General features: G+C 61.3%; 24 protein-coding genes and 1 pseudogene. 10 read left to right on the top strand and 15 right to left on the bottom strand.

What is annotated here, in order from left to right; all coding sequences use genetic code 11:
• Window positions 1–22: 22 nt before the first annotated feature.
• Window positions 23–259, bottom strand: a complete 237-nt coding sequence (locus tag NPS56_RS22825; RefSeq protein WP_274076722.1) for a hypothetical protein — start codon at window positions 257–259, stop codon at window positions 23–25.
• Window positions 260–404: 145 nt separating this feature from the next.
• Here NPS56_RS22825 and NPS56_RS22820 point away from each other — a divergent pair, with 145 nt between their 5' ends.
• The 4 genes from NPS56_RS22820 to arsH are packed head-to-tail and all read left to right on the top strand — an operon-like array spanning window position 405 to window position 3278.
• On the top strand, window positions 405–752 hold the full coding sequence (locus NPS56_RS22820) for a metalloregulator ArsR/SmtB family transcription factor (protein ID WP_274076721.1): 348 nt from the start codon (window positions 405–407) through the stop codon (window positions 750–752).
• Window positions 753–775: 23 nt separating this feature from the next.
• The gene (locus NPS56_RS22815; protein WP_274076720.1) at window positions 776–2065 is read left to right on the top strand and encodes an arsenic transporter; all 1290 of its coding nucleotides are present in this window, start codon (window positions 776–778) and stop codon (window positions 2063–2065) included.
• Window positions 2066–2093: 28 nt separating this feature from the next.
• A complete protein-coding gene (locus NPS56_RS22810; protein WP_274076719.1) occupies window positions 2094–2564 on the top strand; it encodes an arsenate reductase ArsC in 471 nt (156 codons plus the stop codon).
• 12 nt (window positions 2565–2576) lie between these two features.
• Entirely contained in the window at window positions 2577–3278 is a 702-nt protein-coding gene (gene arsH / locus NPS56_RS22805; protein ID WP_274076718.1) for an arsenical resistance protein ArsH, read from the top strand.
• 14 nt (window positions 3279–3292) lie between these two features.
• Here arsH and NPS56_RS22800 read toward each other — a convergent pair whose 3' ends face one another.
• Genes NPS56_RS22800 through NPS56_RS22770 form a run of 7 tightly spaced genes read right to left on the bottom strand, consistent with a single transcriptional unit; the run spans window position 3293 to window position 9587 of the window.
• Window positions 3293–4660 carry an ATP-binding protein gene (locus NPS56_RS22800; RefSeq protein WP_274076717.1) on the bottom strand — a complete coding sequence of 456 codons (1368 nt, stop codon included), beginning with the start codon at window positions 4658–4660 and terminating at the stop codon, window positions 3293–3295.
• On the bottom strand, window positions 4657–5319 hold the full coding sequence (locus NPS56_RS22795) for a response regulator (RefSeq protein ID WP_274076716.1): 663 nt from the start codon (window positions 5317–5319) through the stop codon (window positions 4657–4659). The genes NPS56_RS22800 and NPS56_RS22795 overlap by 4 nt, the downstream gene beginning before the upstream one ends.
• Window positions 5320–5330: 11 nt before the next feature.
• Window positions 5331–5975, bottom strand: a complete 645-nt coding sequence (locus NPS56_RS22790) for a tetratricopeptide repeat protein (RefSeq protein ID WP_274076715.1) — start codon at window positions 5973–5975, stop codon at window positions 5331–5333.
• Window positions 5972–6781, bottom strand: coding sequence for an SDR family oxidoreductase (locus tag NPS56_RS22785; RefSeq protein WP_274076714.1), 810 nt, complete (start codon window positions 6779–6781; stop codon window positions 5972–5974). The genes NPS56_RS22790 and NPS56_RS22785 overlap by 4 nt, the downstream gene beginning before the upstream one ends.
• The gene (locus tag NPS56_RS22780; protein WP_274076713.1) at window positions 6768–7442 is read right to left on the bottom strand and encodes a TenA family transcriptional regulator; all 675 of its coding nucleotides are present in this window, start codon (window positions 7440–7442) and stop codon (window positions 6768–6770) included. Before NPS56_RS22780 ends, NPS56_RS22785 begins: the two co-directional genes overlap by 14 nt.
• The gene (locus NPS56_RS22775) at window positions 7439–8920 is read right to left on the bottom strand and encodes an AMP-binding protein (RefSeq protein WP_274076712.1); all 1482 of its coding nucleotides are present in this window, start codon (window positions 8918–8920) and stop codon (window positions 7439–7441) included. The genes NPS56_RS22780 and NPS56_RS22775 overlap by 4 nt, the downstream gene beginning before the upstream one ends.
• Window positions 8910–9587 carry a thermostable hemolysin gene (locus NPS56_RS22770; protein ID WP_274076711.1) on the bottom strand — a complete coding sequence of 226 codons (678 nt, stop codon included), beginning with the start codon at window positions 9585–9587 and terminating at the stop codon, window positions 8910–8912. The genes NPS56_RS22775 and NPS56_RS22770 overlap by 11 nt, the downstream gene beginning before the upstream one ends.
• Window positions 9588–9725: 138 nt before the next feature.
• Between NPS56_RS22770 and NPS56_RS22765 the strand changes: the two genes are divergently transcribed.
• The 3 genes from NPS56_RS22765 (at window position 9726) to NPS56_RS22755 (ending at window position 11183) form a co-directional block, all read left to right on the top strand.
• A complete protein-coding gene (locus tag NPS56_RS22765; RefSeq protein WP_274076776.1) occupies window positions 9726–10217 on the top strand; it encodes a GNAT family N-acetyltransferase in 492 nt (163 codons plus the stop codon).
• Between the two features lie 170 nt (window positions 10218–10387).
• Window positions 10388–10630 carry a hypothetical protein gene (locus tag NPS56_RS22760; protein ID WP_274076710.1) on the top strand — a complete coding sequence of 81 codons (243 nt, stop codon included), beginning with the start codon at window positions 10388–10390 and terminating at the stop codon, window positions 10628–10630.
• A 223-nt stretch (window positions 10631–10853) separates the two neighbouring features.
• A complete protein-coding gene (locus NPS56_RS22755; RefSeq protein WP_274076709.1) occupies window positions 10854–11183 on the top strand; it encodes a hypothetical protein in 330 nt (109 codons plus the stop codon).
• Between the two features lie 288 nt (window positions 11184–11471).
• Here NPS56_RS22755 and NPS56_RS22750 read toward each other — a convergent pair whose 3' ends face one another.
• On the bottom strand, window positions 11472–12974 hold the full coding sequence (locus tag NPS56_RS22750; protein ID WP_274076708.1) for an aldehyde dehydrogenase family protein: 1503 nt from the start codon (window positions 12972–12974) through the stop codon (window positions 11472–11474).
• A 257-nt stretch (window positions 12975–13231) separates the two neighbouring features.
• On the opposite strand from NPS56_RS22750, the gene NPS56_RS22745 reads away from it, so the two are divergent.
• Window positions 13232–13747 (top strand): DoxX family protein, encoded by a 516-nt coding sequence (locus NPS56_RS22745; RefSeq protein ID WP_274076707.1) that lies wholly within the window; start codon window positions 13232–13234, stop codon window positions 13745–13747.
• Window positions 13748–13759: 12 nt separating this feature from the next.
• Here the strand turns inward: NPS56_RS22745 and NPS56_RS22740 are convergent, their stop codons facing one another.
• The 4 genes from NPS56_RS22740 to NPS56_RS22725 form a co-directional block, all read right to left on the bottom strand.
• Window positions 13760–14839 (bottom strand): putative urea ABC transporter substrate-binding protein, encoded by a 1080-nt coding sequence (locus tag NPS56_RS22740; protein ID WP_274076706.1) that lies wholly within the window; start codon window positions 14837–14839, stop codon window positions 13760–13762.
• A gap of 39 nt (window positions 14840–14878) precedes the next feature.
• Window positions 14879–15817 (bottom strand): hypothetical protein, encoded by a 939-nt coding sequence (locus NPS56_RS22735; RefSeq protein ID WP_274076705.1) that lies wholly within the window; start codon window positions 15815–15817, stop codon window positions 14879–14881.
• 1 nt (window position 15818) lies between these two features.
• The gene (locus NPS56_RS22730) at window positions 15819–16868 is read right to left on the bottom strand and encodes an isopenicillin N synthase family dioxygenase (RefSeq protein WP_274076704.1); all 1050 of its coding nucleotides are present in this window, start codon (window positions 16866–16868) and stop codon (window positions 15819–15821) included.
• 308 nt (window positions 16869–17176) lie between these two features.
• Window positions 17177–17797, bottom strand: a complete 621-nt coding sequence (locus tag NPS56_RS22725; protein WP_274076703.1) for a cell wall hydrolase — start codon at window positions 17795–17797, stop codon at window positions 17177–17179.
• 143 nt (window positions 17798–17940) lie between these two features.
• Between NPS56_RS22725 and NPS56_RS22720 the strand changes: the two genes are divergently transcribed.
• Window positions 17941–18792: a CAP domain-containing protein gene (locus tag NPS56_RS22720; RefSeq protein ID WP_274076702.1), complete on the top strand. Its 852-nt coding sequence runs from the start codon at window positions 17941–17943 to the stop codon at window positions 18790–18792.
• A 349-nt stretch (window positions 18793–19141) separates the two neighbouring features.
• Here the strand turns inward: NPS56_RS22720 and NPS56_RS22715 are convergent.
• Together NPS56_RS22715 and NPS56_RS22710 are read right to left on the bottom strand one after the other, a co-directional pair.
• Window positions 19142–19429: pseudogene (locus NPS56_RS22715) on the bottom strand (cytochrome ubiquinol oxidase subunit I); the annotation flags it as partial.
• 86 nt (window positions 19430–19515) lie between these two features.
• Window positions 19516–21840, bottom strand: coding sequence for an FdhF/YdeP family oxidoreductase (locus NPS56_RS22710; protein WP_274076701.1), 2325 nt, complete (start codon window positions 21838–21840; stop codon window positions 19516–19518).
• A 393-nt stretch (window positions 21841–22233) separates the two neighbouring features.
• On the opposite strand from NPS56_RS22710, the gene moaA reads away from it, so the two are divergent.
• Window positions 22234–23232, top strand: a complete 999-nt coding sequence (gene moaA, locus NPS56_RS22705) for a GTP 3',8-cyclase MoaA (RefSeq protein ID WP_274076700.1) — start codon at window positions 22234–22236, stop codon at window positions 23230–23232.
• Window position 23233 lies beyond the last annotated feature (1 nt).

The raw sequence follows: 23233 nt of genomic DNA, 5'->3' as shown, positions 1-23233 counted from the left end.
AACCAGGGTGCCGCAACTTCCGTCAATCGACTTCATCGACGACCTTGATCTGCGTCAGCCCCACCAGTTCAGCCTGCCATAGCACCTCCTCTGGCGTCGCGTCCGCATTAGGCATGATCAGGCTGTTCTCGCCATCGCCAAAATGCAGTTGCAGCAGGTGCATCGCCGCCTCATGGGTGGGTAACCGAGATGGCTCGAGTTCGAACAGGTGAGTGCGAGGCTCGCCGTTGAACAGGTATTGCACGGTGTAGTGGTGCATGAGGGATCCTCGATAGTGCCCTGCCCTCTGATGCCAGGCCTGTCTTTATGGCAAATGATCAGGAGCAAAGGTTCGACTTTTTTGCTTGCTCATTACATATGGATATCCGTATATTTGATTATCCATATGTAATAGGCCCAACCCAATGCTCACGCCCCCTGAGGTATTCAAAAACCTGGCTGACGAGACCCGCGCCCGCGCCACCTTGCTGATCGCCCACCAGGGCGAGCTGTGTGTCTGCGAGCTGATGTGCGCGCTGGACGACAGCCAGCCGAAGATCAGCCGCCACCTGGCGCAACTGCGCAGCAGCGGGCTGCTGCTGGATCGCCGTCAAGGGCAATGGGTTTATTACCGGCTGAATCCGAACCTGCCTGCCTGGGTGCACGAGATCCTGCAGGTGACGTTGCAGGGCAACGCCGATTGGCTGCAAAACAACGCGTCCCGCCTGCAGAACATGGACGGGCGCCCTGTGCGCGATGCTGCCTGCTGCTGAATCCCTGATCGAGTGAGTTTTCGATGCTGATTGCCTTTGCTGTTTTTGTCTTCACCCTCATTCTGGTCATCTGGCAACCCAAGGGGCTTGGTGTGGGCTGGAGCGCCGCGGCCGGTGCGATCATCGCGTTGGCGGTGGGTGCGGTGTCGCTGCAGGATATTCCTACGGTGTGGGCCATCGTCTGGAACGCGACCGCGACCTTTATCGCCATCATCATTATCAGCCTGTTGCTGGATGAAGCCGGCTTCTTCAAATGGGCCGCGCTGCATGTGGCGCGCTGGGCGCAGGGCAGTGGCTATCGCTTGTTCGCGTTTTGCGTGCTGCTGGGCGCGGCGGTGTCTGCGCTGTTCGCCAATGACGGCGCGGCGCTGATCCTGACGCCCATCGTCATGTCCATGCTGCTGGCGCTGCGTTTCTCGCCCGCCGCGACCCTGGCGTTCGTGATGGCTGCCGGGTTCATCGCCGACACCGCCAGCCTGCCGCTGGTGGTGTCCAACCTGGTGAACATCGTGTCCGCCGACTACTTCGGGCTGGGTTTTGCCGAGTATGCGTCGGTGATGGTGCCGGTGAACCTGGTCAGCGTCGCCGCCACCCTGCTGGTGCTGTTCCTGTACTTCCGTCGGGACTTGCCACCGCGCTATGACGTGGATGCGCTGCCGGCGCCGGAAACGGCGATTCACGATCGCGCCACCTTTGTCGTCGGCTGGTGGACGTTGCTGGGCTTGCTGGTCGGCCTGTTTGTCCTGGAGCCGCTGGGCGTTCCCATCAGCGCGGTCGCGGCGGCCTGTGCAGCGATTCTTTTCGCGGTGGCGGCCAAGGGTCACCGGATCTCCACCCGGCGCGTGTTGCGCGAGGCACCCTGGCAGGTGGTGGTGTTCTCGCTGGGCATGTACCTGGTGGTGTACGGCCTGAAGAACGCAGGGCTGACGGATTCGCTCACCCATGTGCTCGACCGTCTGGCCGACTACGGTCTATGGGGCGCCGCCATCGGCACCGGCCTGCTGTCCGCGCTGCTGTCGTCGGTGATGAACAACATGCCCAGCGTTTTGATCGGCGCGTTGTCGATCCAGGGCAGCGGCGCCGACGGTGTGGTGCGCGAGGCGATGATCTACGCCAACATCATCGGCTGCGACCTCGGCCCGAAGATCACCCCCATCGGCAGTCTCGCCACCCTCCTCTGGCTGCATGTGCTCGAGCGCAAGGGCGTGCGCATCACCTGGGGCTACTACTTCAAGATCGGCATCGTGCTGACCCTTCCGGTTCTGTTGATCACCCTTTCGGCCCTGGCGCTGCGCCTGAGCCTGAGTCTTTGACGCCGCCGTGAGCGGCAGGAGCAAATCCATGCGAGTCCTGTTCATGTGCACGGCCAACAGCTGCCGCAGCATCCTTTCCGAGGCCATGTTCAATCACCTGGCGCCGCACGGTTTCGAAGCGGTGAGTTCGGGGAGTTTTCCCAAGGGCCAGGTGCTGCCGCGCAGTCTTGTCACCCTGCAACAGGCCGGCATTGCCATCGACGGCTTGAGCAGCAAGGGCAATGACGCCTTCGAGGGCAACCCGCCGGATATCGTCATCACCGTGTGCGACAAGGCGGCGGGTGAATCCTGCCCGGTGTACTTCGGCCAGGCTGTGAAAGCCCATTGGGGCCTGGAAGATCCATCCGATGTGGTGGGTGATGAAGCGCTGGTCGACGCCGCCTTCCGCGCCACCCTGGCGCGCATCGAGCAACGCTGCAAGGCCTTCCTCGCCCTGCCCTTCAACACTATCAGCCGCGATGAACTGAAACGCGAGCTGGATCGAATCGGCTCGCTCTGAGCAGGAGGAAAAATGTCAGACCACCTTCCCAACCTTGATCTCACGCTGTTCGACGGCCCACAGATGCCGAACCAGCCCAATGAGCACAAGCCACGCATCCTGCTGCTGTACGGCTCGACCCGCGAGCGCTCGTTCAGCCGCCTGCTGGTCGAAGAAGCCGCGCGCCTGCTGGAGCACTTCGGCGCCGAGACGCGCATCTTCAATCCCTCCGGTTTGCCGCTGCCCGACGATGCGCCCGTCGCCCACCCCAAGGTCCAGGAACTGCGCGAACTGATGCAGTGGTCGGAAGGCCAGGTCTGGTGTTCGCCGGAACGGCATGGCGCGATGTCGGCCGTGTTCAAGGCGCAGATCGACTGGGTGCCCCTGGAGCTCGGCGCGGTGCGCCCCACCCAGGGCAAGACGCTGGCGGTGATGCAGGTGTGTGGCGGCTCGCAGTCGTTCAACGTGGTCAATCAGCTGCGTGTACTGGGGCGCTGGATGCGCATGTTCACCATCCCCAACCAGTCCTCGGTGCCCAAGGCCTACATGGAGTTCGATGAGGCGGGCCGGATGAAGCCATCTCCGTACTACGACCGGGTCGTCGACGTGATGGAAGAACTGGTGAAATTCACCCTGCTGCTGCGTGATCGCCAGGCGTTCCTGGTGGATCGTTACTCTGAACGCAAGGAGACCGCCGAGCAGCTCATGGCCCGGGTCAACCAGCGTTCCCTCTGAAGGCAATGCCTGGTTTATGCGCGGCCAATTTCCAACGTCGCGCGCAAGCCTGCGGGGCTGCGATTCTCCAGTTTGATTTGCCCACCCAGGCGATCGGCAATGGCCTGGACGATGGTCAGCCCCAGCCCTGCTCCCTGGTCATTGCCGCGGCTGTAGAAACGCTCGAACAGCCGAGCGCGATCGTCCTCGTTGATGCCCGGCCCCTCATCTTCGACGGACAACTCAAGGACGTTTTGCCTGGCGGCCAGCGTGACCCTGATGAGTCCATGCAGCGGTGAGAAGTTCGCCGCATTGGTGACCAGGTTGTTCAGGGCGATATCAATCGCGGCGGGGTCTACCCGCACCAGGCCGATGTCGTCACTGACGTCGAACACCAGTTCCAGGTCCTTGCTCAACAACCAGGGCGTCAGCTGGATCAGGCTGTCGCGAACGGTGGCGGCCAGGTCGATGGGGGCAGGCGGTTGCGTGCCGGGATTGGGCTCGATACGCGCCATGGTCAGCAACTGGTTGACCAGTCGACTGGTACGGTCGACACCGGCAATCAGGTGTTCAAGGGATACGCGCCGCTCCGCGTCACTGCCCGCCTCCATCAGGTTTTGCGCATGCACCCGCAGCACCGCCAGGGGCGTGCGCATTTCGTGGGCGGCGTCGGCGATGAAGCGCCGCTCGCGCCCCATGACTTCCTGGATTTGCGCGAGCATGCGGTTGAGGGCGGCCTGCATCGGTTCAAGCTCGGTGGGCAGCGGCGTCAATTGCAAGGGCTCGAGTGAGCCGGGCTGCCTGGCCCGCAATTTGGCCGCCATATCAACCAGAGGCTTCAATCCCCAGCCGATGGCCAGCCAGATCATGGCGGCCAGCATCAGGCTTGCCAGGACATTGGGCCACAGCGTGTGGCTCACGATCCGATCGACCAGGTCCGAGCGCACGTCGTCGCGTTCGCCCACCCAGATGCGCAGGTTGTTTTGTTTGTCTTCGAGCAGGAAGGCGCGCCAATGCCGGTTTTTCAGGTCGACTACATCGCTGAAGCCCGGGGTAACCGGTGGCGCACTGAAGGACGGTGAGCTCGCCGTGTGCACCAGCAACTCGCCCTTGAAGTTCCAGACCTGAAAGGCAATCTTCGATTCATAGGGATGCCCGTCGACCCTGGGCGCCGCCTCGCTCAGCGCCTGATTGAAGGCCCGGTACAGATCGGCATGCTCCTGGCTCGCCAGGGGCATGCGCATGACGCCTTGCAGGAGGCGCGCGTTCTGGGCCAGTTGGGCATCGTAGACTTCGGCGATTTCGTGGTTGCTGTCGTGCAGGTTGAGCACGCTGATCACCGTCAGGCCCGCGAGCATCAGGCCAATGATCAAGGTCAGGGTGCGACGCCTGATCGAGGTCATCGGCGCTCCTCCACCAGGTAGCCGATCCCGCGGATGGTGCGGATCAGGTCGGTGGAGAACTTCTTGCGCAGGTGATGGATGTGCACTTCCAGGGTGTTGCTTTCGGCCTCCTCGTTCCAGCCGTAGAGCAACTGCATCAGATGATCGCGCGTCATCACCCGGCCAGGGGGCGACAGCAATTCGTGGAGCAACTGGTATTCCTTGGGTGTCAGGGCGACGGGCTCACCCTTGTAGCTGACTTGCTGGGTGCCTGGATTCAGGCTGATGCCGGCGTGTTCGATCAGCGCTTGTGCACGGCCGGCGCTGCGTCGCAGCAGCGCCCGTATGCGCGCTTTCAGTTCGGCCAGGTCGAACGGCTTGATCAGGTAATCGTCGGCGCCGGCATCCAGCCCGGCGATGCGGTCTTCGGTGGCATCACGCGCGGTCAGGATCAGCACCGGCAGGTTGGAGCCACCGTCGCGCAGCTGCCTGAGCACCTGGAGGCCGTCCATGCGCGGCAGGCCAAGGTCGAGTACCGCCAGGTCAAAGATTTCACTGAGCAGCGAGTGCAAGGCGCTGCTGCCGTCCTGCAACCAGTCGACGGTGTAGCCTTCTCGACTGAGGGCCTGGTGAATGCCCTCGCCGAGTGCCACGTCATCCTCTATCAGTAATAAGCGCACACGGACTCCTGTCAGCCGAGTTTCTTGTTCACGTCCACCAACAGCGCTTCAATCTCTTTGCGCCGCCCGGCGTCGGCGCTTTCGCGGCCGGGACGCGGCGCGGCCAGCAAGGCTTTCTGCAGGGCGGCCCTGGCCTCGACGTAACGCTTTTGACGGTAGAGGTGATCGCCCCAAAAGTACAGGCTGTCGATACCGTTGGGGTTCATTTGCAAGGCCACCTTGAGCAATTGTTCGGCCTTGTCCGAGTCGCCAAAACCAATGGGCCAACCCGGCACCCGGTCGTACAGCGCACCAAGGCTGGTGTAGGCAGAACCTTGCAGGGCCTTGGGGTCCAGGGTCAGGGCTTTTTCCAGGTCGGCCCTGGCCGCCTTGACCTTGCCCAGCGCCCCGAGCCCGCCTTGGGCACCGGCCCAACTGCTGGTGACGATACCGGACCAGATCCAGGCCTCTGCGACTGCCTGGCGTTCCTGGGTGAAGCTTGCAGCTTGCGCGGCGAGTTTTTCGAAGGCCGCGGTGCGTTGATCCTCTGGCAACTCGTACTGAATATGCGCCCAGCTTTGCTGGATGCCGTTGAGGCGTTGCTGGTCGGCGGCATCCAGCGCCCAGACACTCTGGCTCAAGACGCCGCACAGCAGGCAGGTGATGATCTTTTTCATGGCTTGAGTTTCTCCTCGTCGGGTTTCTGGCTCAGGTGGCGGATCAGCGGCAATTGCTTGCGCAGGCCGCGGTCTACCAGGTGCGGCAGCAGACTGTTGAGGCGCACGAAAAAGCGCTCCGGCCAGCCCAGGTAAAGGTCACGACGGTCACCGGCGATGGCGTGAATCACGGAAGCTGCCACCGCCCGCGGATCGTCGACATTGGCCTTGAGCGCATCGTTGAGCGCCTGGGCCGCCGGGCTGTTCATGCTGGTACGGGTGGCGCGGGGGGCGACGTAGAGTACGCTGACCCGGGTGTCCGCCAGCTCCCGGCGCAGGGCTTCGGAAAACCCGCGCAGGGCGAACTTGGTCGCGCAATAGCTGGCGTATCCGGGGTATCCGATGGAGCCATAGGTTGAACCGACGTTGACCACCATGGCACTGTCGGCCTGCTTGAGCAGTGGCAGCAGCAGTTTGGTCAGGCAGATCGGCGCGCTGATGTTCACCGCCAGCATCGCGTTGATCTCACTGTCGTCCAGTTGTTCGAGCATGGCGAAATGATTGACCCCGGCGGCATTGATCAGCAGGTTGATGCCACCGATGCTTTCCGCTTCCGCCAGCACTTCTCGGCGCTCGGCGAGCAGCGTCAGGTCAGCGCCGATCCAGAACAGGTTGCGCGGATACTGCTCGAGCAGCGCCGCCAGCGGTTGCCGATTGCGTGCCACGGCCAATACCCGGGCGCCGCTGGCGCACAGGGCCGTGGCAATGGCCAGGCCGATGCCGCCGCTGGCGCCGGTCAACACCACGCGGGCTTCAGACAGGCGCATGCCGGCTCTCCCCGTCATGCGGCAGGCCGCGGAACATATCGGTGTACAGCCGGTAGACCACGGTGGAGGCGTGAATGACGGCGGCCTGGTCGTCCGGATCTTCCAGCCTGTTCATCAGTCGGCGGTAGATCTGCATGTGCTCGATATCCAGTGAGCCGTGGGAACTCAAGTAGCTGAAGGCGCTTTGCGGCAAGTACAGGCGTTGGCGGATGCTGTCGGCGGCCTGGGTGGCCAGGGCAATGCTGGTGCCTTCGAGCACGTTGACCATGCCGAACAGCCCCACCGGGTTGCCCCGGGCAATCAGGTCGTAGAGAAAGCTGACCATCAATTCGATCGCCATGGACGGACGCCCGGTGCGCACAGCATCCCTGTCACCGCCGCAGGCTTCGATGTCATCGAGTACCCACTTTTCGTGGCCGTATTCATCCTCGATGTACTCACAGACCGCCTCACGCAGCCATTCCAGGCGCGACGGCAGGCGCGCACCGCAGGCCATCATCAAGGGGACGGTATGGCGCACGTGGTAATAGGCTTGCGCCAGGAAGGCCTGGTAACTGTCCAGGCTGACGTTGCCCTCCAGGGCATCACGGATGATCGGCACGTTGAACAGCTCAGTGCGTTGTTGATGCGTGGCTTCTTGCAGCCTGTCAAAAAAACTCATGGTGCGGATTCCTCGGAAAATGCGTATTCACTGAGTTGCTCCCGGTAGCGCTCGACGATGGCGTCCCGCCGGGGCCGGCCATTGGCGGTGAGCAAACCGTTGGCGGCCGTGAAGGGTTGATCGAGACGGGTCCAGCGATGGACCCGGGCGTAGTCGGGTAACGCCTGATTGGCCTGGCTGACGGCGGTAGCCAGTTGCTCGTCGCTGCAATCGGGGCGATGGGGCCAGAGCAGCGCATGGTTGTGCGCCATCGCCTCGCCATGCACGAAGGCCTGGGCGATCAGCCCGCGCTGGGTCAATTCGGCCTCCACCCACTCCGGATTCACGTTGCGCCCGAAACTGGTGACGAACTGATGTTTCTTGCGGCCCTTGAGGTAGAGAAAACCCTCGGCGTCGAACTCGCCGAGATCACCGCTGGGCCACCATGCCGCGGTATGGGGCGCCTCGCCCAGGTAGCCGAGCAAGGTGCAACCCTTGATCAGCACTTCGCCGTCGTCCGCCAGGCGGATCTCTACATGGGGCAAGGGCTGTCCGACGCTGCCGGGACGGTGCGCCTGTGGGCGATTGAGGCACACCACCGAGGCGCACTCCGACAGTCCGTACCCTTCGTAGACCGGCACGCCCACCCGCTGTGCACGACGCAGCAGATCCTCGGAAACCCGGGCACCGCCCACGGCGGCAAAACGCAGGTGCCGTGGGTCGAAGGCGTGCTGTTCGGCAGCACTGACCAGCATCAGCAGCAACTGCGGCACCAGGATCAGGCTCTGCGGCGCCCGGTTGGCCAGGCACCCCAGCAGTTGCGGCACATTCACCCCGCTGGCGCCTTCAATCCCTAAGGTTTTCGCGCCGGGCAGGCTCAAGGTCGCGCCGGCGTACAACGCGGCATAACAACCGATGTTCTCCAGCAGGATGGCCAGTGGCAGCAGCGCCAGATGGTGTTGCGGGTGGGTGGGTTTGCTGGCCTGATCCAGCTCGCGGCTGACCCGCAGGATGCTGTCGGCACTCAGGCACACTCCCTTGGGCGTACCGGTGGTGCCCGAGGTGAAGGTCAACTTGGCCGTGCCTTCAGGCATCACACTCGGGCCGCTGAACCGGCGACACCAGAAGTCGCCGTCCGTTTGATAGCCAGCCGCTTGCAGTTCGTCGTGCAGGTGCGGTTCGGCGATGACCCGTTCGGCGCGGCTCTGCTCCAGGCAATGTTTGCGTTGCGCCGGGCTGAAAAAGCCCGGCAAGGCGACACAGGCCAGGCCGGCGAACAATGCAGCCAGGTCCCAGAGCATGGCCTCGACACCGTTGTCCAGCGCCAGGGCCACGACCTCGATCTGCTCATCGCGCAGCCGCTGCTGGCGCTCCATCACTTCGGTATACAACGTGGCGTAGTCCAGTTTCAGCCGATCGCCCCACAATGCCGTGGCCTTTGCCTGATCCTCGGCATGGCTGCGCAGGGTCTGTTTGAACAGTTCCAGCTCAGGCGACATGGCAGCAAGCCTCACTGGACGTCGGCAAACCCAGGCGACTGAACAACCCGATATTGCGCAAGTGAATGAAGCCGGCGCGGATGTTGCCAACGTGGACCCAAGGCTTGCTTTCGTAATAACTGCCCCAGGCGTGGCGGTCATCACCGAGCCGCGCAGGGTCGGCGGCGCACAGCGTCACGGGCTTCAAACCTAGGCGATGAAAGCTGTTGACCAAGCCCAGGTTGCCGGTAAAGGCCACCCATTCCAGGCCTCCCATGGCCAGCAGGTAGGTCATCGCGATGATGCTCATGCGCGCGTTTGCGCTGTCGTTGGCGGCCAGATTGCCCACCTCGACGATGGCCGACCGCTCTACGGCCTGGTCTGCCGTGGCGCTGATCAGCGGATCGATCGCTTCATCCAGGTAACACTCCAGGAACAGCGGTCCGGTGCTCGCCAGGCGCACACCCACTACTGCACAGAGCGCATCGTTGGCATCAAGCATGCCGAACAGTTCCGGCATGAAATGGCGAATGTCGGCGCCGTGGGCCTTGCGAAAACGTTGCTGGATAAAGGTTTCGAAGGCGCACCGTTGCGGGTCGTCGGGCAAGGCCCTGGCGAGGTGCAACCGCGGCGTTTCGGCCTGGCCAAACTGCAGCGGCAACTGAACATTCCAGTTGAAATCGGACATTGGAAAATACCTCCCCCGGATCTATTGGGGAGGAGTATCGAAGGCGTTTCTTAACGAAGTCTGAAGGTGATCGAAAGAAGCTGGATGGTGTAGGCCATAATGACGCGTATTGCACTGCAATCGGCGGGGACCTTCCAGATGATCTCGATTGAACTGCACGCGGCCCGGCGGGACGAACTGCAGACCATTGAAAACCTGATGCAGTTCTACACCTACGACTTCAGCGAGTGGTTGCCGCTGCCCTTGGGTGAGCTTGGTTTTTTCAGTCTACAGCCCCTCACGGACTACTGGCGAAAACCCGCGACCCAGCCTTTTCTGATCAAGGTCGACGGAGAGTTGGCCGGATTCGTGACCGTGGATGATGAAGTCCATGTACCCGACGCCCGCCACAACATCGGTCACCTGTTCGTCAGTCGGCGCTTTCGTGGCCAGGGTGTCGCCAGATTTGTCGTGTCCACCCTGTTGAACCGCCTCCCTGGTCGATGGCAAATTTTCCATGTCGAGGCGAACCGGCCGGCACGGCTGTTCTGGGCTGCCGTGATGCCCGAGCTCACCCAAAACCGGTTCAGCCTGCATCAGCTGTCGATCCAGGGGTTGCCGTGCAGCGTTTATTGTTTCGAAACGCCGTAAACCCTGTAGGAGCCGGCTTGCCGGCGAAGGCGTTTGAAAGTCCAACACAAGGCTCAAGGACGCCATCGCCGGCAGGCCAGCTCCCACAGTAGATCGGGTAAAGCCGCGAGCTTCGCCGGCAAGCCCCCCTCCCTTTCTAATTCCAAATCAGCTTTGTCGGACAATATGTAGTGAACAAAAATATTCACTACAAAACCGTTGACGCCTTCGATTTGCCCTTGCATGATGCAGACGTCTCCCCGATCGGGAGTACTGGCAACACGCTTGAGCAAGCTCGTCTGACCGCCGAGCTGTTTTTTCCGGATACACGCTGCCCACAAGGCAGATTGAAGAAGCTGACCTGGCCTGAACGTCCAGTACAAGGGCGAGAAGCGCTGGCGATCCATCCTCATGATGCTTGTGGCCGACCCTGAAAAGGACGGCAGGGGCCAAAGGTTATCGCCGCTTCTCTTCGTTGTGACGCTATTGCGTAGCAGTTATTCAACACGACTACATGCAACAGACGCGGGACCCCGTCGATTTCGACGGACGACTGCTGACGTCCTGGTTTCGGTGCCAGGGATCAACTAACCGATGGGCTACCTGTATTAGCGAATCAACTTTGAAAGATCACCAAATGGTCAAGGGGTTTTTATGATGAATCTGAACAATCAACCAACTATCGAAGAACTGGCTCGTATGTTCGCTGCGCAAAAAGACAGCCATGACAGCCATATCCTGTGGATCAGCAAGTCGGGCGAAGTTCAAATCGACTGCCTGTCTCCACACGCCCATGAAGCGGAGTTCGACCAGAACAACGAGAACCTGCTCGCCCGACTGAAGATGTACCGTCGCGGCCAGGGCTATGTCGGCAAGAAAGCCGCGGCCGACAAGGACTTCATCGGTAATGTTCTGCAAACGCTGAAACAGGCCTGGGACTCGCTGCAGAACCAGAACGAAGTTCGGGTGATTGATCGGTTCTACTGATTAGAATTTAAATTATTAAAAAAAGGGCCTGCTCCCAATAAGAGCAGGCCCTTTTTAGTGCCTGATATTCCTAACCACCAAAGATCCAGTGTGGGAGCGGGCTTGCTCGCGAATGCGTCGGGTCAGCCAACGTCAATGTCAGCTGATAGACCGCATTCGCGAGCAAGCCCGCTCCCACAAGGAGATTTGTGGTGATCAAGAAAATACAGGGTCCATCTGGTGTAAAGCCGTCGAAGCCGCCTGAGCTTGACCGCAGCGACCGCCCAGGCAGCCGCTGCGACAATCGTTTTAGCGTTTGACCGACAGATCGACCTGGGTCATGCGACTGCGAATGGTGAACACACCATCGCCCGAGAGAATCGCGCTGCGCGCAAACAGGCGGCCGCTCTCCCAGTTCGACAGGCCCAGTTCCGGCTTGTTGAGTGCGTACTGACCATCGACCCAACGGGTGATCCCGTTACCGACAAAGGGCGCGTTGACCGCGTTGTAGAAACGTTCCTGGGTCGCGGCATCTTCACTGAGCAGCGACACGGTGAATTGCGGGCTGTAGCGGTTGAACAAGGCGATGGCGCTGTCCAGGTCGTCGACGATCTTCAGGCTGACTTCCGGCGTCTCTTCCCATTCCCACTCGCGACCCAGTTGATCTTCCGGCAAGGATTCGGCCTGAGCTTCCGTGCGATAGCCTTCGGCGCGGTAGACCTCGACGCTCGCGGTCTGCCAATCCGCCGGCAGGAACGCTTCGCTACCTTCGACGATGTGCAACTTGCAGCCCTGGCTGCGTGCCTTGCCGGCCTGTTGCAGCGCGTCGAGAAACAGCGGTACCAGTTCCGCGGCGCGATCGCGCTGGATCAGGCACACGTTCAGGGTATTGCAGACCTTGCGGTCGAGGGAGTTGCGCACCACGGAGGCGAAGCGCTTGGCATCGGCGTCGGTGTCGGCGATCAACCAGGCGCCGCCAGTTCCGTGAAGGCTGACGGCAGTGCCGGCCTGTTGCGCGATGCTGCCCAGTTGACTGACGGCACGTCCCGAACCACGGGCCACGGCCAGTGACAGGCGGCGGTCGGCAAACATCGCCCAACCGGCGGCGTGATTGACGCTTTCCACCAGTGAAACCGCACCGGTCGGCAGCCCGGCGTCGTTCAGCGCCGGGTTCAGTGCGTGGGTGACGATGGCCTGGGCCGTGCCCAACGCATCGCTGCCAATGCGCAGCACCGCAGTGTTCCCCGTGCGCAACACCCCGGCAGCATCGGCGAAAACGTTCGGCCGACCTTCGAAGACGAACGCGACGATGCCCAGCGGCGAGACCACTTGTTCGACTTTCCAGCCGTCGTGCTCGACGCAACTGATCACTTTGCCGCGGGTGGCCGGCGCATCGCGCCAAGCGCGCAGGCCTGCGATCATGTCGCGGCGCATTCGCTCATCGGCCAGCAGGCGCGTGGTCGAGCGGCCACGGGCCTTGGCCCGTTCGATGTCGGCCAGGTTCGCGGCCTCGATCAGGGCCCAGCACTCGGGCGTCTCCAGACGTAGGGCGAACAGATCGAAGAAGGCGCTGATGGCCTGGTCCGACACCGTCGACATCACCTTGAACGCCGCTTGTGCACGCTCGATCGCCACCGCTGCGGCTTGCTGGTCCGCCACCGGGATCAACAACAGCTCGCCGCTGACCTGCTCCACCAACAGGTGGTCACCGGGCTGGAAGCGTGCCGCCAGTTCGGGGCTGACCACAGTGACACGGTTACCGGCGAAAGGGATTGGCGTGCCAGCGACTAGACGTTCGAGCGCAAGAGACATGAAGCGGTATCACCATGCAAAGGGCGGGCGGAAAATGTATAGCAAAAGTCCCCGAGCGTCATCCGCCGCCCCCATCGCCCAAGACAGCTGCCCAGTGTTGTACCTGGTTACGTATCAAAGTGTGTACAGCCCCACCCCAGACACACCACGCCTTCATTTCCCCGCACAAACGACACACCGCAGATACACCCGGTTGATGAAATACATCTCAACGGGCACCCCACCGCCCGACTTCCCTGCCTCGAAGGAGATCAACCATGAGCGCCACTATTTCATCGGCCGTCAAAGGCCTGCACCTGAACCTTGACCGTGCCGGCAGCTGGATAGCGCCACTGACCCTGCGGGTGTTCCTCGCCTGGGAATTCTTCGAGTCGGGCCTGGAGAAATTCAATGGCGAGAACTGGTTCGCCGATATCCAGGACCGCTTCCTGTTTCCGTTCAACCACTTGCCGGCCACGTTGAACTGGGAATTGTCGATGTGGGTGGAGCTGATCTGCGCCCTCGCCCTGCTGGTGGGCCTGGCCACACGGTTCTCGGCGATCAGCCTGATCGTGGTGACCATCGTCGCGACCGCCGCGGTGCACTGGCCGGCCGACTGGTCGACCTTGAGCGAACTGGCCCAGGGTTACTCCATCAGCAACAAGGGTTTCGGCAATTTCAAACTGCCGCTGATCTACCTCGCCGCCCTTGTGCCGCTGCTGCTGTCCGGCCCTGGAAAGTTAAGCCTCGATGCCTTGCTGGCCCGATGCTTCTGGCGCCGCGCTCATCTGTAAAACGCTGCCGGATCAGAGCTGGTTGGTCATCGCCATGTTCACGAACCGGGTATCGAAGCGCAGCTTGATATTGTTTTTGTCGCCCAGGGTCGAGCCATCGGCGAACTGCATGCCCACCGCGTCAGCACTGGTGGCCGCTTGACCCAGCAAACCCTTGGCGAAGGAAAAGGTGCGGACCTTGTCCATCGTGTGGCGGATAGCCTCGGAGCTGGCGAATTCGTAGGCCGTGGTCGGCGTGTAGAACAGCATGGTCTGGGTCAGTTGATCTTCGTACCCTCTCAGATCGGTGCCCGAACGCTCGGCCATCGAGGAGCGTGCAGCGATTGCCTGTGCGTTGTCACCGGACATCAATTGCAGGGTTTCGAACCACGCGCCCACCAACGCCTTGCCCAGTTCCGGGTTGGCCGCCAATGTCTCTGTGTTCACCGCCATCATGTCGATGATCTCCCCCGGAATTTCCCTGGACGTGAAGACCTGGACCGCCGTCGGCGATTGCTTCAACACCATGCTCAACTGCGGGTTCCACAGCGCCGCCGCGGTTACGCCGGGCGTGGTGAAAGAGGCCACCGCATCGGCGTCGGAGGTGTTCATGATCTTGATATCGCGCTGGCTCAGCCCGTGGATGTCCAGGGCGCGGGACATCAGGTAGTCGGAGACCGACAGCTCCACCAGATTGACCTGCTGGCCTTTGATGTCGGCAAAGGTCTTGCCATTTTTCAGGACAATCGCGTCGTTGCCATTGGAGTAATCCCCAAGGATCAGCCCCGTGGTGTCGACGCCGTTGGCACCTGGAATGGTCAAGGCATCCATGTTGGTCATGCCGCAGGCATCGAATGCGCCGGCGGCATATTGGTTGATCGACTCGATGTAGTCATTGAGTTGTACCAGTTCGATCTTGATGCCGTACTTGCTTGCCCATTTGTCGATGATCCCGTGTTCGCTGGCGTAGCCCCACGGCATCCAGCCGGAATAGATCGACCACGCGACCTTGAACTCGTGCTTTTTCTCGGCGGCAGAAGCACCGAAAGCGAGACAGGAACACGCCAGCAACACGGCGGCAAAACGGTAAAACACACACGAGAATACCTTCATGGGAACCTCACGGGTTATGAATGAGTTGGAGCAATGAATTCAAACGAGCGGCTGGGTATAGCGGCTCAATGTCGGGGATTCGCGCTCATGCCACTGCGCGGCGCTGCGGGTGAATCCGGTGGTTTGCGCGTAGCTGACGTGCGGTTCCAGCGTGTCGATGATGAACAGGCGTTCGCAGGCCAGCCCATCAACCAGCAATCGCTGGATGACGTGAACGCCGTCAGCCTGCAGTTCGAAGCCGTCCAGTGGGATCAGGGTCTGCCCCACGCGCGCGGCACAGGTCGAGAGCGTTACGTTGTAGCCCTCGTCGAGCGAGCCTTGGGCCACCGATGTTTCGAAGTTGAACGCACGGCGCAGCCATTGCGGGTCATCCGCGTATTGAGCGACCAACTCACGCAGTGGCACACCTCCCTCGAGCGGATGTGAACGCCCCAGCACTAGCGCCGCGTACTCACCGCAGACGATCAGGCCGCCACCGCGATGACGCACGATGCCACTCTCCAGCTCCTTTTCCTCCAGCAGACGCAAGCCGATCAATGCGCCGGGCGCCGACAATTGCAGACGCCAGTCTTCGACATAGGCCCCGCTGGGCGCGAACTCGATCATGCAGTTGCCGATACGCTTGAGCAGCCCTGGCTCGGGCCAGCGATTGTGCAACTGCAAGGACGTGTCGGTGTGCCAACTGAGAATCTCGCCTTCCCATGAACACAAGGCTTCCCAGCCTTCGTAGTTGGCCAGTCGCTGCAGTTCTTCCGCGCTGTACGCCAGCAACGGTTTGGCTTGCACCTGGTGTTCTTCCAGCGGCAGGCGCAAATCGATGGTGAAGTTGCGGCTCTGGAACCAGCACACGTGGGTCTGGGTATCGGTCAGGCCATCGGCAAAGCTGATTGCCCGGCGTTTGTAGAAACCCGGCATCCAGTCCGGAACGCCTTGGGTCGGTTGCTGCGGGTAACGAGCGACAAGTTCATTGAGGTGCATATCAAACCTCCACGGCGCGGGCGGTACGGCCGAATGAGGACAAGCCCTTTGCCCCGTCCGGCAAGCTCAGTTCACCGCGAGCCAGGCGCTGCTTGAGGTAGCGAAAGGTTTGCAGGGTTTGCGCGTACAAGTGCTCGCCACACACAACCGGTCCATAGCGGCTCGGCGTTGCCGGATCGAGCAGTTGCGCGACGGGCTCGATGACCGTGTCGTAATCACAGGCGCAAAACATCGGGAACGAGTAACGCTCCTGGGCGACTTTGCGTACCCGATGCGCGGTGGCGACGTAGGAGCCGTTGCTCAGCACTTCCATCATGTCGCCAATGTTGATGACAAACGCGCCGTCCACCAAGGGCACATCGATCCACTGCCCTGCACCGTTCAACACTTCGAGTCCCGGCGCGGTCGGGAGCAAAATGGTGAAGCACTCATAGTCGGTGTGCGCACCTATACCGGGACGATCCACCGGCGCATCCGGCGCGAACGGATAGTGGATCAACCGCAATTGGCTGGGCGGGTTGTTGACCCGTTGCGTGAAGGCATTTTCCGCAAGCCCCAGTGCCAGTGCGAAACCTCGAAAAAGCGTGAGGTTGAGGCTGAACACGGCGTCGTAATAGGCCTTGACGTCCTGTTTGAATCCCGGCAACGCCGGCCAGCGATTGGCACCCAGCATCGGTCGCGTCCCGTGCGGCAGCCGGTAATCGAAACCGACATCGAAGGCCTCCTTGTGATCGATGCTGCCCTCGACGAATTGCTCTTCGCCCTCCGGTACATATCCGCTGTGGTTGCTCGACAGGCCGATGTAATCGTTCATCTTCTGTTCAAGCGGCTGGGCGAAATATTCCACCGTCCGTTGTTTGATGCGGTTGATGATCTGCGGATCGATACCGTGCCCGGTCACGTACAGAAAGCCTGCCTGCGAGGCTGCTCGCCCCAGGGCAGCGGCGGTTTCGATACGAGCGGCTGCACAGTCGGAAAACAGTCCCTGAATGTCGACCAGAGGCAGGGTCTGGAACGCGGAATGAGGGGTAATACGAGGCGTGGGCGCCATAAGTAACCTCCTGATGATTAGTCAAAATGTCACCTGGTCGTCCAGATATCGCAGAGCCGCGAGGCCTCCGGGTCGTCCCGGATCAGTCGCACCAGAAAAGGTGCTGGAGAGGTGGAGCAATGTGCGTGCCATATTCGATCGTGCGCATAAGCACAGCTGTATCTAATTGATTTAAAACGGCCGATGCCAATGGAGACCGACCAGGCGTCTCTATCCTGAAGCCAGTAAAGGCACCAGCATGGAGCGAATGCTCTTTAGCGTGGCTTAAGGTCGCGGCCTGGTTCATGATCGCCTGGGTGAATTTGCGCCTACTTCGCATCCCCGGCCTTGGGTTTGTAAAATCTGAACAAGCCGATGTTGGCCGTATTGTTGTACTCCCTGGCCCAATCCGGTTTCACCGTGCGATCATGGAAATACAGCGCGCCCTTGGTGCGATCCGGCAATTGCTTGTTCAGTGCCTTGCGCGCGATTTCCTTGGCCATCGCATAAGGCACCTCTTCCTGCACCGAGTCGGCACGACCGTCGCACCACCAGGAGAACTGGCAGCTTTTGCTCTGCGAGCCCTGCTTGACCACGCCGCACACGGTATCGGGAAAACCGTCGTGGCCGAGGCGGTTCATCACCACATTGGCCACCGCTTCCATGTCCGCCGCGTTCTTGCCCTTGGCTTCCCAGTAGATCGATCGGGCGAGACAGGTGATGGCGTCATCCAGCGGCGCTTTGCCCGCCGGGTCCACGGCCTGGACCTCGGGCTGGGTAATGGCTTGAGACTTGGACGCCGACGCAGGGCTGCTGTTTTCGGCGGCCTTGTGCTCAAGCACCTCGGCCTTGTCTTCGGCGACTTTCTGTTTTTGCTGCTGGTCGGTGGCGAATACCGGAACAGCGATCAGGGTGAGGGCGAGGCAGGCGGCTATCCAGTCGTGGCGCATGGTCGGGCACTACTCTGTGGGCAGTTTCGCCTCAGTGTAGTAGTGAAATGATGGCGCAAAGGAGGCGACATCGCGAAAAAGACATTGCGTTCAAGGGGGGCACTTCGCGCATCATGTGCGCAGTCAGCTCAAGGAGGATTTCCATGCATTTCCTGTCATCCACTCTGCGCCTTGCCGGGTTTTCACTAGGGCTTGTGTTTGCCGCCACCGCGCTGGCGAGCGAAGAGTCGCAACTGATCGAATCGATCAACCTCTACCGCGGCCAGCTGCAGCGTTGCGCCGGCCAGGTGTCCTCGGAACTGCCGCCGCTGTCGGCCGACCCACGGCTGGTGCTGTCCGCCGCCAGCGTCGGCAACCTGCAGCAGGCCATGGCCAGCGCCGGTTATCCGATGAAGAACGTGCAGGCGATCAGCCTGAACGGGCCGCGAGATGCGCCCTCGGCCATGAAAGCGATCCAGGAAAGTTTTTGCCAGATCGTGCTCGACCCGCAGTTCGTCGACGTCGGCGTCAGCCGCCAGGACCGCGAGTGGCGCATCGTCCTGGCCCGCCCATTGTTGAGCGCACGCCTGGGCGATTGGCAGGCCGAAGGGCAAAAAATGCTGGCCGAACTCAACGTCGCACGCAGCCAGCCCCGCCAGTGCGGCGCGCAATCCTTCAACGCCACCACGCCGCTGACCTGGAACGCCACCCTGGCGACCGCCGCCGAAACCCAGTCGCGCAGCATGGCCAACAACAACTACTTCGATCACAAGGACCGCGACGGCCGCACCCCGGGCGACCGCGCGGAACTGGCGGGCTACGACTTCCAGCAGATAGGCGAAAACATCGCCGCCGGCCAGGACAGCGTGCGCAAGGTGGTCGACGGCTGGCTCACCAGCCCCGGTCATTGTGCCAACCTGATGAACCCGCAGTTCCGCGATCTGGGTGCAGCGTATGCGGTTGATCCGAAGAGCGATGCGGGAATTTACTGGACGGTGATGTTTGGGGCGCAATGAATCGCCCCATCTCCCACGGCCGTACCCGATCTACTGTGCGCGAGCCTGCTCGCGATGGAGGTCAACGATGATGCGGGGAGCCTGTCACTCCGCGGTGCCCTGAGCTTTTTCGCGAGCAAGCTCGCTCCTACAGGCCCGCTCAACACCAGCCACCCAATGCGCTTGTACCACCGAGTAGATGCCGCTTGATGTTTATCAATGGTAGCCATCGCCAATCCTGACGGCGGCACGATGTTCGGCCAGAGACTGAAGGCCAGGCCGAGGTAGCCGAGGAACATGATCGGAATGACCCGCAGGCCCATACTCGTGATGGGGCTTGGGCCCCTTGGCCACCCGAGAAATAGATCAAGTGCAAGCCGCGCCCTACCCGGTTCCAGCCAAACAGCATGACCCCGAGGAAGCCCGCTTCGAGGAAGAACGCGGTGAGCACTTCATAGGTCAGCAACGGCCCGGTGATGCTGCCGGCGAAGTCGGAAAAACGGCTCCAGTTGGTGCCGAACTCGTAGGCCATCACCAGCCCCGAGACCACGCCCATGCCGAAGTTGACGGCGAAGATCTTCGACCAGAAATGGTAGAGATCGCGGTAGGTGTCGTTGTGGGTTTTCAGCCAAAGGCCTTCGAGCACCGCCAGGAAACTGTAGGAGCTGGCTTGCCAGCGAAGGCGTCCTTGAACAATGCATCGTTCTTTCGGGCGCCTTCGCCGGCAAGCCGGCTCCTACAGGTTTATGCGGCGGAAGTGGAAATGAGACTGCTCGCTTTTGCCTGCTCCAACCGTATGGCGACGAACTTGGAGGTCGGGGTGAACGTGCGGTCACCGTAGCTTTCCAGTGGCACCAACGGGTTGGTCTCCGGGTAATACGCGGCCGCCTGGCCGGCCGGAATGTCGTAGGCGATCAGGGTGAAACCGCTGACCCGACGTTCACGGTCGTCGTCCCACAGCGCCACCAGGTCGACTTTCTGCCCCGGCTCGAAACCCAGCCGGCGGATGTCCTGCTCGTTGGCGAACACCACATCGCGCATGCCGTAGACCCCGCGATAACGATCGTCCAGACCGTACAACGTGGTGTTGTACTGATCGTGGGAGCGCATGGTCTGCAGGATCAAATGAGGCTTCACCGCCAGGTTGCGCACGCCTTCGCTGATCAGGTGTTCGGGCAACACGCTGGGGGTGAATTGCGCCTTGCCGCTCGCGGTTTTCCAGATGCGCTGCGCGGCGTTGTTCGGCATGTGGAAGCCGCCCGGATGAAGCAAGCGCCGATTGAAATCCTCGAAGCCCGGGATGGTGTCGGCAATCATGTTGCGGATGCGGCCGTAGTCGCCGACGGCCCAGTTCCAGTCGATCGGCTGCTTGCCCAGGGTCGCGGCGGCGATCCCGGCAATGATCGCCGGCTCCGACAGCAGGTGTTTGGACTTGGGTTTCAGCTGGCCATGGGAGATGTGGATCATGCTGAAGGTGTCTTCCACGGTGACGCCTTGCGGCCCTTCGGCCTGCATGTCGATGTCGGTGCGGCCCAGGCACGGCAGGATCAGCGCTTCACGGCCGGTGACCAGGTGGCTGCGGTTGAGTTTGGTGGCGATGTGCACCGTCAGCTCACACTTGCGCAACGCGGCGTGGGTGCGCGGTGTATCGGGGGTGGCCTGGGCGAAGTTGCCACCCAGGGCGATGAACACTTTCGAACGGCCCTGCTCCATCGCCGAAATCGCCATCACGGTGTTGTGGCCATGCTCCCGAGGCGGCTTGAAGGAGAAACGTTTTTCCAGGGCATCGAGCAATTCGGTGGGCGCCAGTTCGTTGATGCCCATGGTCCGGTCGCCCTGCACGTTACTGTGACCGCGAACCGGTGACAGGCCGGCACCGGGGCGCCCGACATTGCCGCGCAGCAACATCACGTTGATCACTTCCTGCAACGTCGGCACCGAATGGGTGTGCTGGGTCAAGCCCATCGCCCAGCACATGATCACGCGCTTGGCGCGGGCGTACATGCGCGCGGCCAGTTCGATGTCGGCCAGGCTCATGCCCGATTGCTGCTCGATGTGCTCCCAAGCGGTGGCATCGACTTCGGCCAGGTAGGCATCCATTCCCGAGGTGTGTTCGGCGATGAACTCACGGTCGAACACCGGCTCACCACCCGTGGCTTGAGCTTCCCGTTCCCACTGCAAGAGGAACTTGGCGATGCCGCGCATGACCGCCATGTCGCCGCCGAGGGCCGGACGGAAGTAGGCGGTGTTGGTCGGCTCGGATCCGTTCATCAACATTTCGATCGGGTGTTGCGGATGCTGGAAACGTTCCAGTCCGCGCTCCTTGAGCGGGTTGATGCAAATCACCTGCGCCCCGCGTTTGACCGCTTCACGCAGCGGTTCGAGCATCCGTGGATGGTTGGTGCCGGGGTTCTGGCCGATGACGAAGATCGCGTCGGCATGCTCCAGGTCATCGAACACCACGGTGCCTTTGCCCACACCCAGGCTCTCGATCATGCTGACGGCGCTGGCCTCGTGGCACATGTTCGAGCAGTCGGGGAAGTTGTTGGTGCCATAGGCGCGGACGAACAGCTGATAGAGAAAGGCGGCCTCGTTGCTGGCGCGGCCGGAGGTGTAGAACTCGGCCTGGTTCGGCGATTCCAGCGCATTGAGATGCCGGGCGATCAGCGCGAACGCTTCGTCCCAGGAGGTTTGCACATAACGATCGGTGCTGGCGTCGTAACGCATCGGATGGGTCAGGCGGCCCTGATACTCCAGCCAGTAATCGCTTTGTTCGGACAGTGTCGAGACGCTGTATTTGTTGAAGAAAGCCGGGTCGACCAAACGGCCGGTCGCTTCCCAGTTGACCGCCTTGGCGCCGTTTTCGCAGAACTTGACCATGCCGTTTTCCGGCGATTCGCCCCAGGCGCAACCGGGGCAGTCGAAGCCGCCATTCTGGTTGGTCTTGAGCATTGCACGGATATTTTTCAGGGCGTTTTCACTGCCCAGCCAGGTTTTGGTAACGGCGATCAGCGCGCCCCAACCAGCGGCGGCACCTTTGTAGGGTTTGTAGCGGTCGACTTGCGACATGGTACTTCTCCGTGACTGATTCAGGCCATTGATCGTTTGACGGAGAAAAGCATAGGAATGAGGGTTGAATATTGTCTAATCGCTATTAATGACCAGATTATCGAAGATATCTATCAAGACATTTTTACTATTATTTTCAACTAGTTAATCAGAAATAATGAACTTTTCAAAGGGAAGATATTTCATCATAGAGCCCATCGATCAACCGGTTATCAATAGTGATTGGACGCCCTCGCAAGTTGCACTTAGCCTGCGTTTAATTTGTGGGAGGAGCCTGCTCGCGATGGACTCAAGCGCACCGCGTTCAGCCAGTAAGCACGCGTCATCGTTAACGACCATCGCGAGCAGGCTCCCACAATTCATTTAATGCGCCCAGCGCCAAGCGAGGATGTCATGTCGAAACGAGTCTTGATCGATGGGTTCTCCCGCCGCGTGGATTATCTGCGCATGTCGGTCACCGACCGTTGCGATTTCCGCTGCGTGTATTGCATGGCCGAGGACATGCAGTTCCTGCCGCGCCAACGGGTGCTGACCCTGGAAGAGATCTACCAGGTGGCCGAGAGCTTCGTCGCACTGGGTACGCGCAAGATCCGCCTGACCGGCGGTGAGCCGCTGATCCGCCCGGGCGTGGTCCAGCTGTGCGAGAAGATCGCCGCCCTGCCCGGCCTGCGCGAATTGTGCATGACCACCAATGGCTCGCAGTTGGCCAAACTGGCCGAGCCCTTGTTCGAGGCCGGGGTCAAGCGCCTCAATATCAGCCTCGATTGCCTCGACCCGCAACGCTTTCGCGAATTGACTCGTACCGGTGATCTGGCGCTGGTGATCAAGGGCATCGACGCCGCCAACAAGGCCGGATTTCGCAACACCAAGCTCAACTGCGTGGTGATGAAGGGCCGCAACGATCACGAGATCAACGATCTGGTGAGCTTCGCCATCGACCGTAATCTGGATATCTCCTTTATCGAAGAAATGCCCTTGGGCACCATCAGCGAGCACAGCCGCGCCGAGTCGTTTTATTCCAGCGCCCAGGTCTGTGAGCGGATTGCCGAGCGCTACACTTTGATTGATTGCGCCGAGTCGACCCAGGGCCCTTCGCGCTACTGGCGCCTGGCCGAGGCGCCGCAGATTCGCCTGGGGTTCATTTCGCCCCACAGCCACAACTTCTGCGGCACTTGCAATCGGGTGCGGCTGACTGTCGAGGGTCGTCTGCTGCTGTGCCTGGGCAACGAGCACTCCGTCGATCTCAAGGCCGTGTTGCGCAGTCACCCCGGACAGCCGGAACGCCTGGAGAAAGCCATCATCGAGGCGATGAAACTCAAGCCTTATCGGCACAATTTCGAAGTGAACGACGATGTCCAGGTCGTTCGCTTCATGAACATGACGGGCGGCTGAA

The sequence above is a fragment of the Pseudomonas putida genome, assembly GCF_028682635.1.
Taxonomy (GTDB): Bacteria; Pseudomonadota; Gammaproteobacteria; order Pseudomonadales; family Pseudomonadaceae; genus Aquipseudomonas; species Aquipseudomonas putida_AE.
Note: the sequence above shows the minus strand (reverse complement) of the source record. Positions and strands in the feature narration are given on the sequence as shown.

Coding starts and splice junctions, on each gene's coding strand:
- NPS56_RS22800 (WP_274076717.1), bottom strand. CDS start 4,660: ATGACCTCGATCAGGCGTCGCACCCTGACCTTGATCATTGGCCTGATG.
- NPS56_RS22765 (WP_274076776.1), top strand. CDS start 9,726: ATGATCTCGATTGAACTGCACGCGGCCCGGCGGGACGAACTGCAGACC.
- NPS56_RS22820 (WP_274076721.1), top strand. CDS start 405: ATGCTCACGCCCCCTGAGGTATTCAAAAACCTGGCTGACGAGACCCGC.
- NPS56_RS22740 (WP_274076706.1), bottom strand. CDS start 14,839: ATGAAGGTATTCTCGTGTGTGTTTTACCGTTTTGCCGCCGTGTTGCTG.
- moaA (WP_274076700.1), top strand. CDS start 22,234: ATGTCGAAACGAGTCTTGATCGATGGGTTCTCCCGCCGCGTGGATTAT.
- NPS56_RS22725 (WP_274076703.1), bottom strand. CDS start 17,797: ATGCGCCACGACTGGATAGCCGCCTGCCTCGCCCTCACCCTGATCGCT.
- NPS56_RS22745 (WP_274076707.1), top strand. CDS start 13,232: ATGAGCGCCACTATTTCATCGGCCGTCAAAGGCCTGCACCTGAACCTT.
- NPS56_RS22825 (WP_274076722.1), bottom strand. CDS start 259: ATGCACCACTACACCGTGCAATACCTGTTCAACGGCGAGCCTCGCACT.
- NPS56_RS22775 (WP_274076712.1), bottom strand. CDS start 8,920: ATGTCGCCTGAGCTGGAACTGTTCAAACAGACCCTGCGCAGCCATGCC.
- NPS56_RS22730 (WP_274076704.1), bottom strand. CDS start 16,868: ATGGCGCCCACGCCTCGTATTACCCCTCATTCCGCGTTCCAGACCCTG.
- NPS56_RS22790 (WP_274076715.1), bottom strand. CDS start 5,975: ATGAAAAAGATCATCACCTGCCTGCTGTGCGGCGTCTTGAGCCAGAGT.
- NPS56_RS22780 (WP_274076713.1), bottom strand. CDS start 7,442: ATGAGTTTTTTTGACAGGCTGCAAGAAGCCACGCATCAACAACGCACT.
- NPS56_RS22735 (WP_274076705.1), bottom strand. CDS start 15,817: ATGCACCTCAATGAACTTGTCGCTCGTTACCCGCAGCAACCGACCCAA.
- NPS56_RS22710 (WP_274076701.1), bottom strand. CDS start 21,840: ATGTCGCAAGTCGACCGCTACAAACCCTACAAAGGTGCCGCCGCTGGT.
- NPS56_RS22720 (WP_274076702.1), top strand. CDS start 17,941: ATGCATTTCCTGTCATCCACTCTGCGCCTTGCCGGGTTTTCACTAGGG.
- NPS56_RS22750 (WP_274076708.1), bottom strand. CDS start 12,974: ATGTCTCTTGCGCTCGAACGTCTAGTCGCTGGCACGCCAATCCCTTTC.
- NPS56_RS22785 (WP_274076714.1), bottom strand. CDS start 6,781: ATGCGCCTGTCTGAAGCCCGCGTGGTGTTGACCGGCGCCAGCGGCGGC.
- NPS56_RS22810 (WP_274076719.1), top strand. CDS start 2,094: ATGCGAGTCCTGTTCATGTGCACGGCCAACAGCTGCCGCAGCATCCTT.
- NPS56_RS22755 (WP_274076709.1), top strand. CDS start 10,854: ATGAATCTGAACAATCAACCAACTATCGAAGAACTGGCTCGTATGTTC.
- NPS56_RS22815 (WP_274076720.1), top strand. CDS start 776: ATGCTGATTGCCTTTGCTGTTTTTGTCTTCACCCTCATTCTGGTCATC.
- NPS56_RS22770 (WP_274076711.1), bottom strand. CDS start 9,587: ATGTCCGATTTCAACTGGAATGTTCAGTTGCCGCTGCAGTTTGGCCAG.
- arsH (WP_274076718.1), top strand. CDS start 2,577: ATGTCAGACCACCTTCCCAACCTTGATCTCACGCTGTTCGACGGCCCA.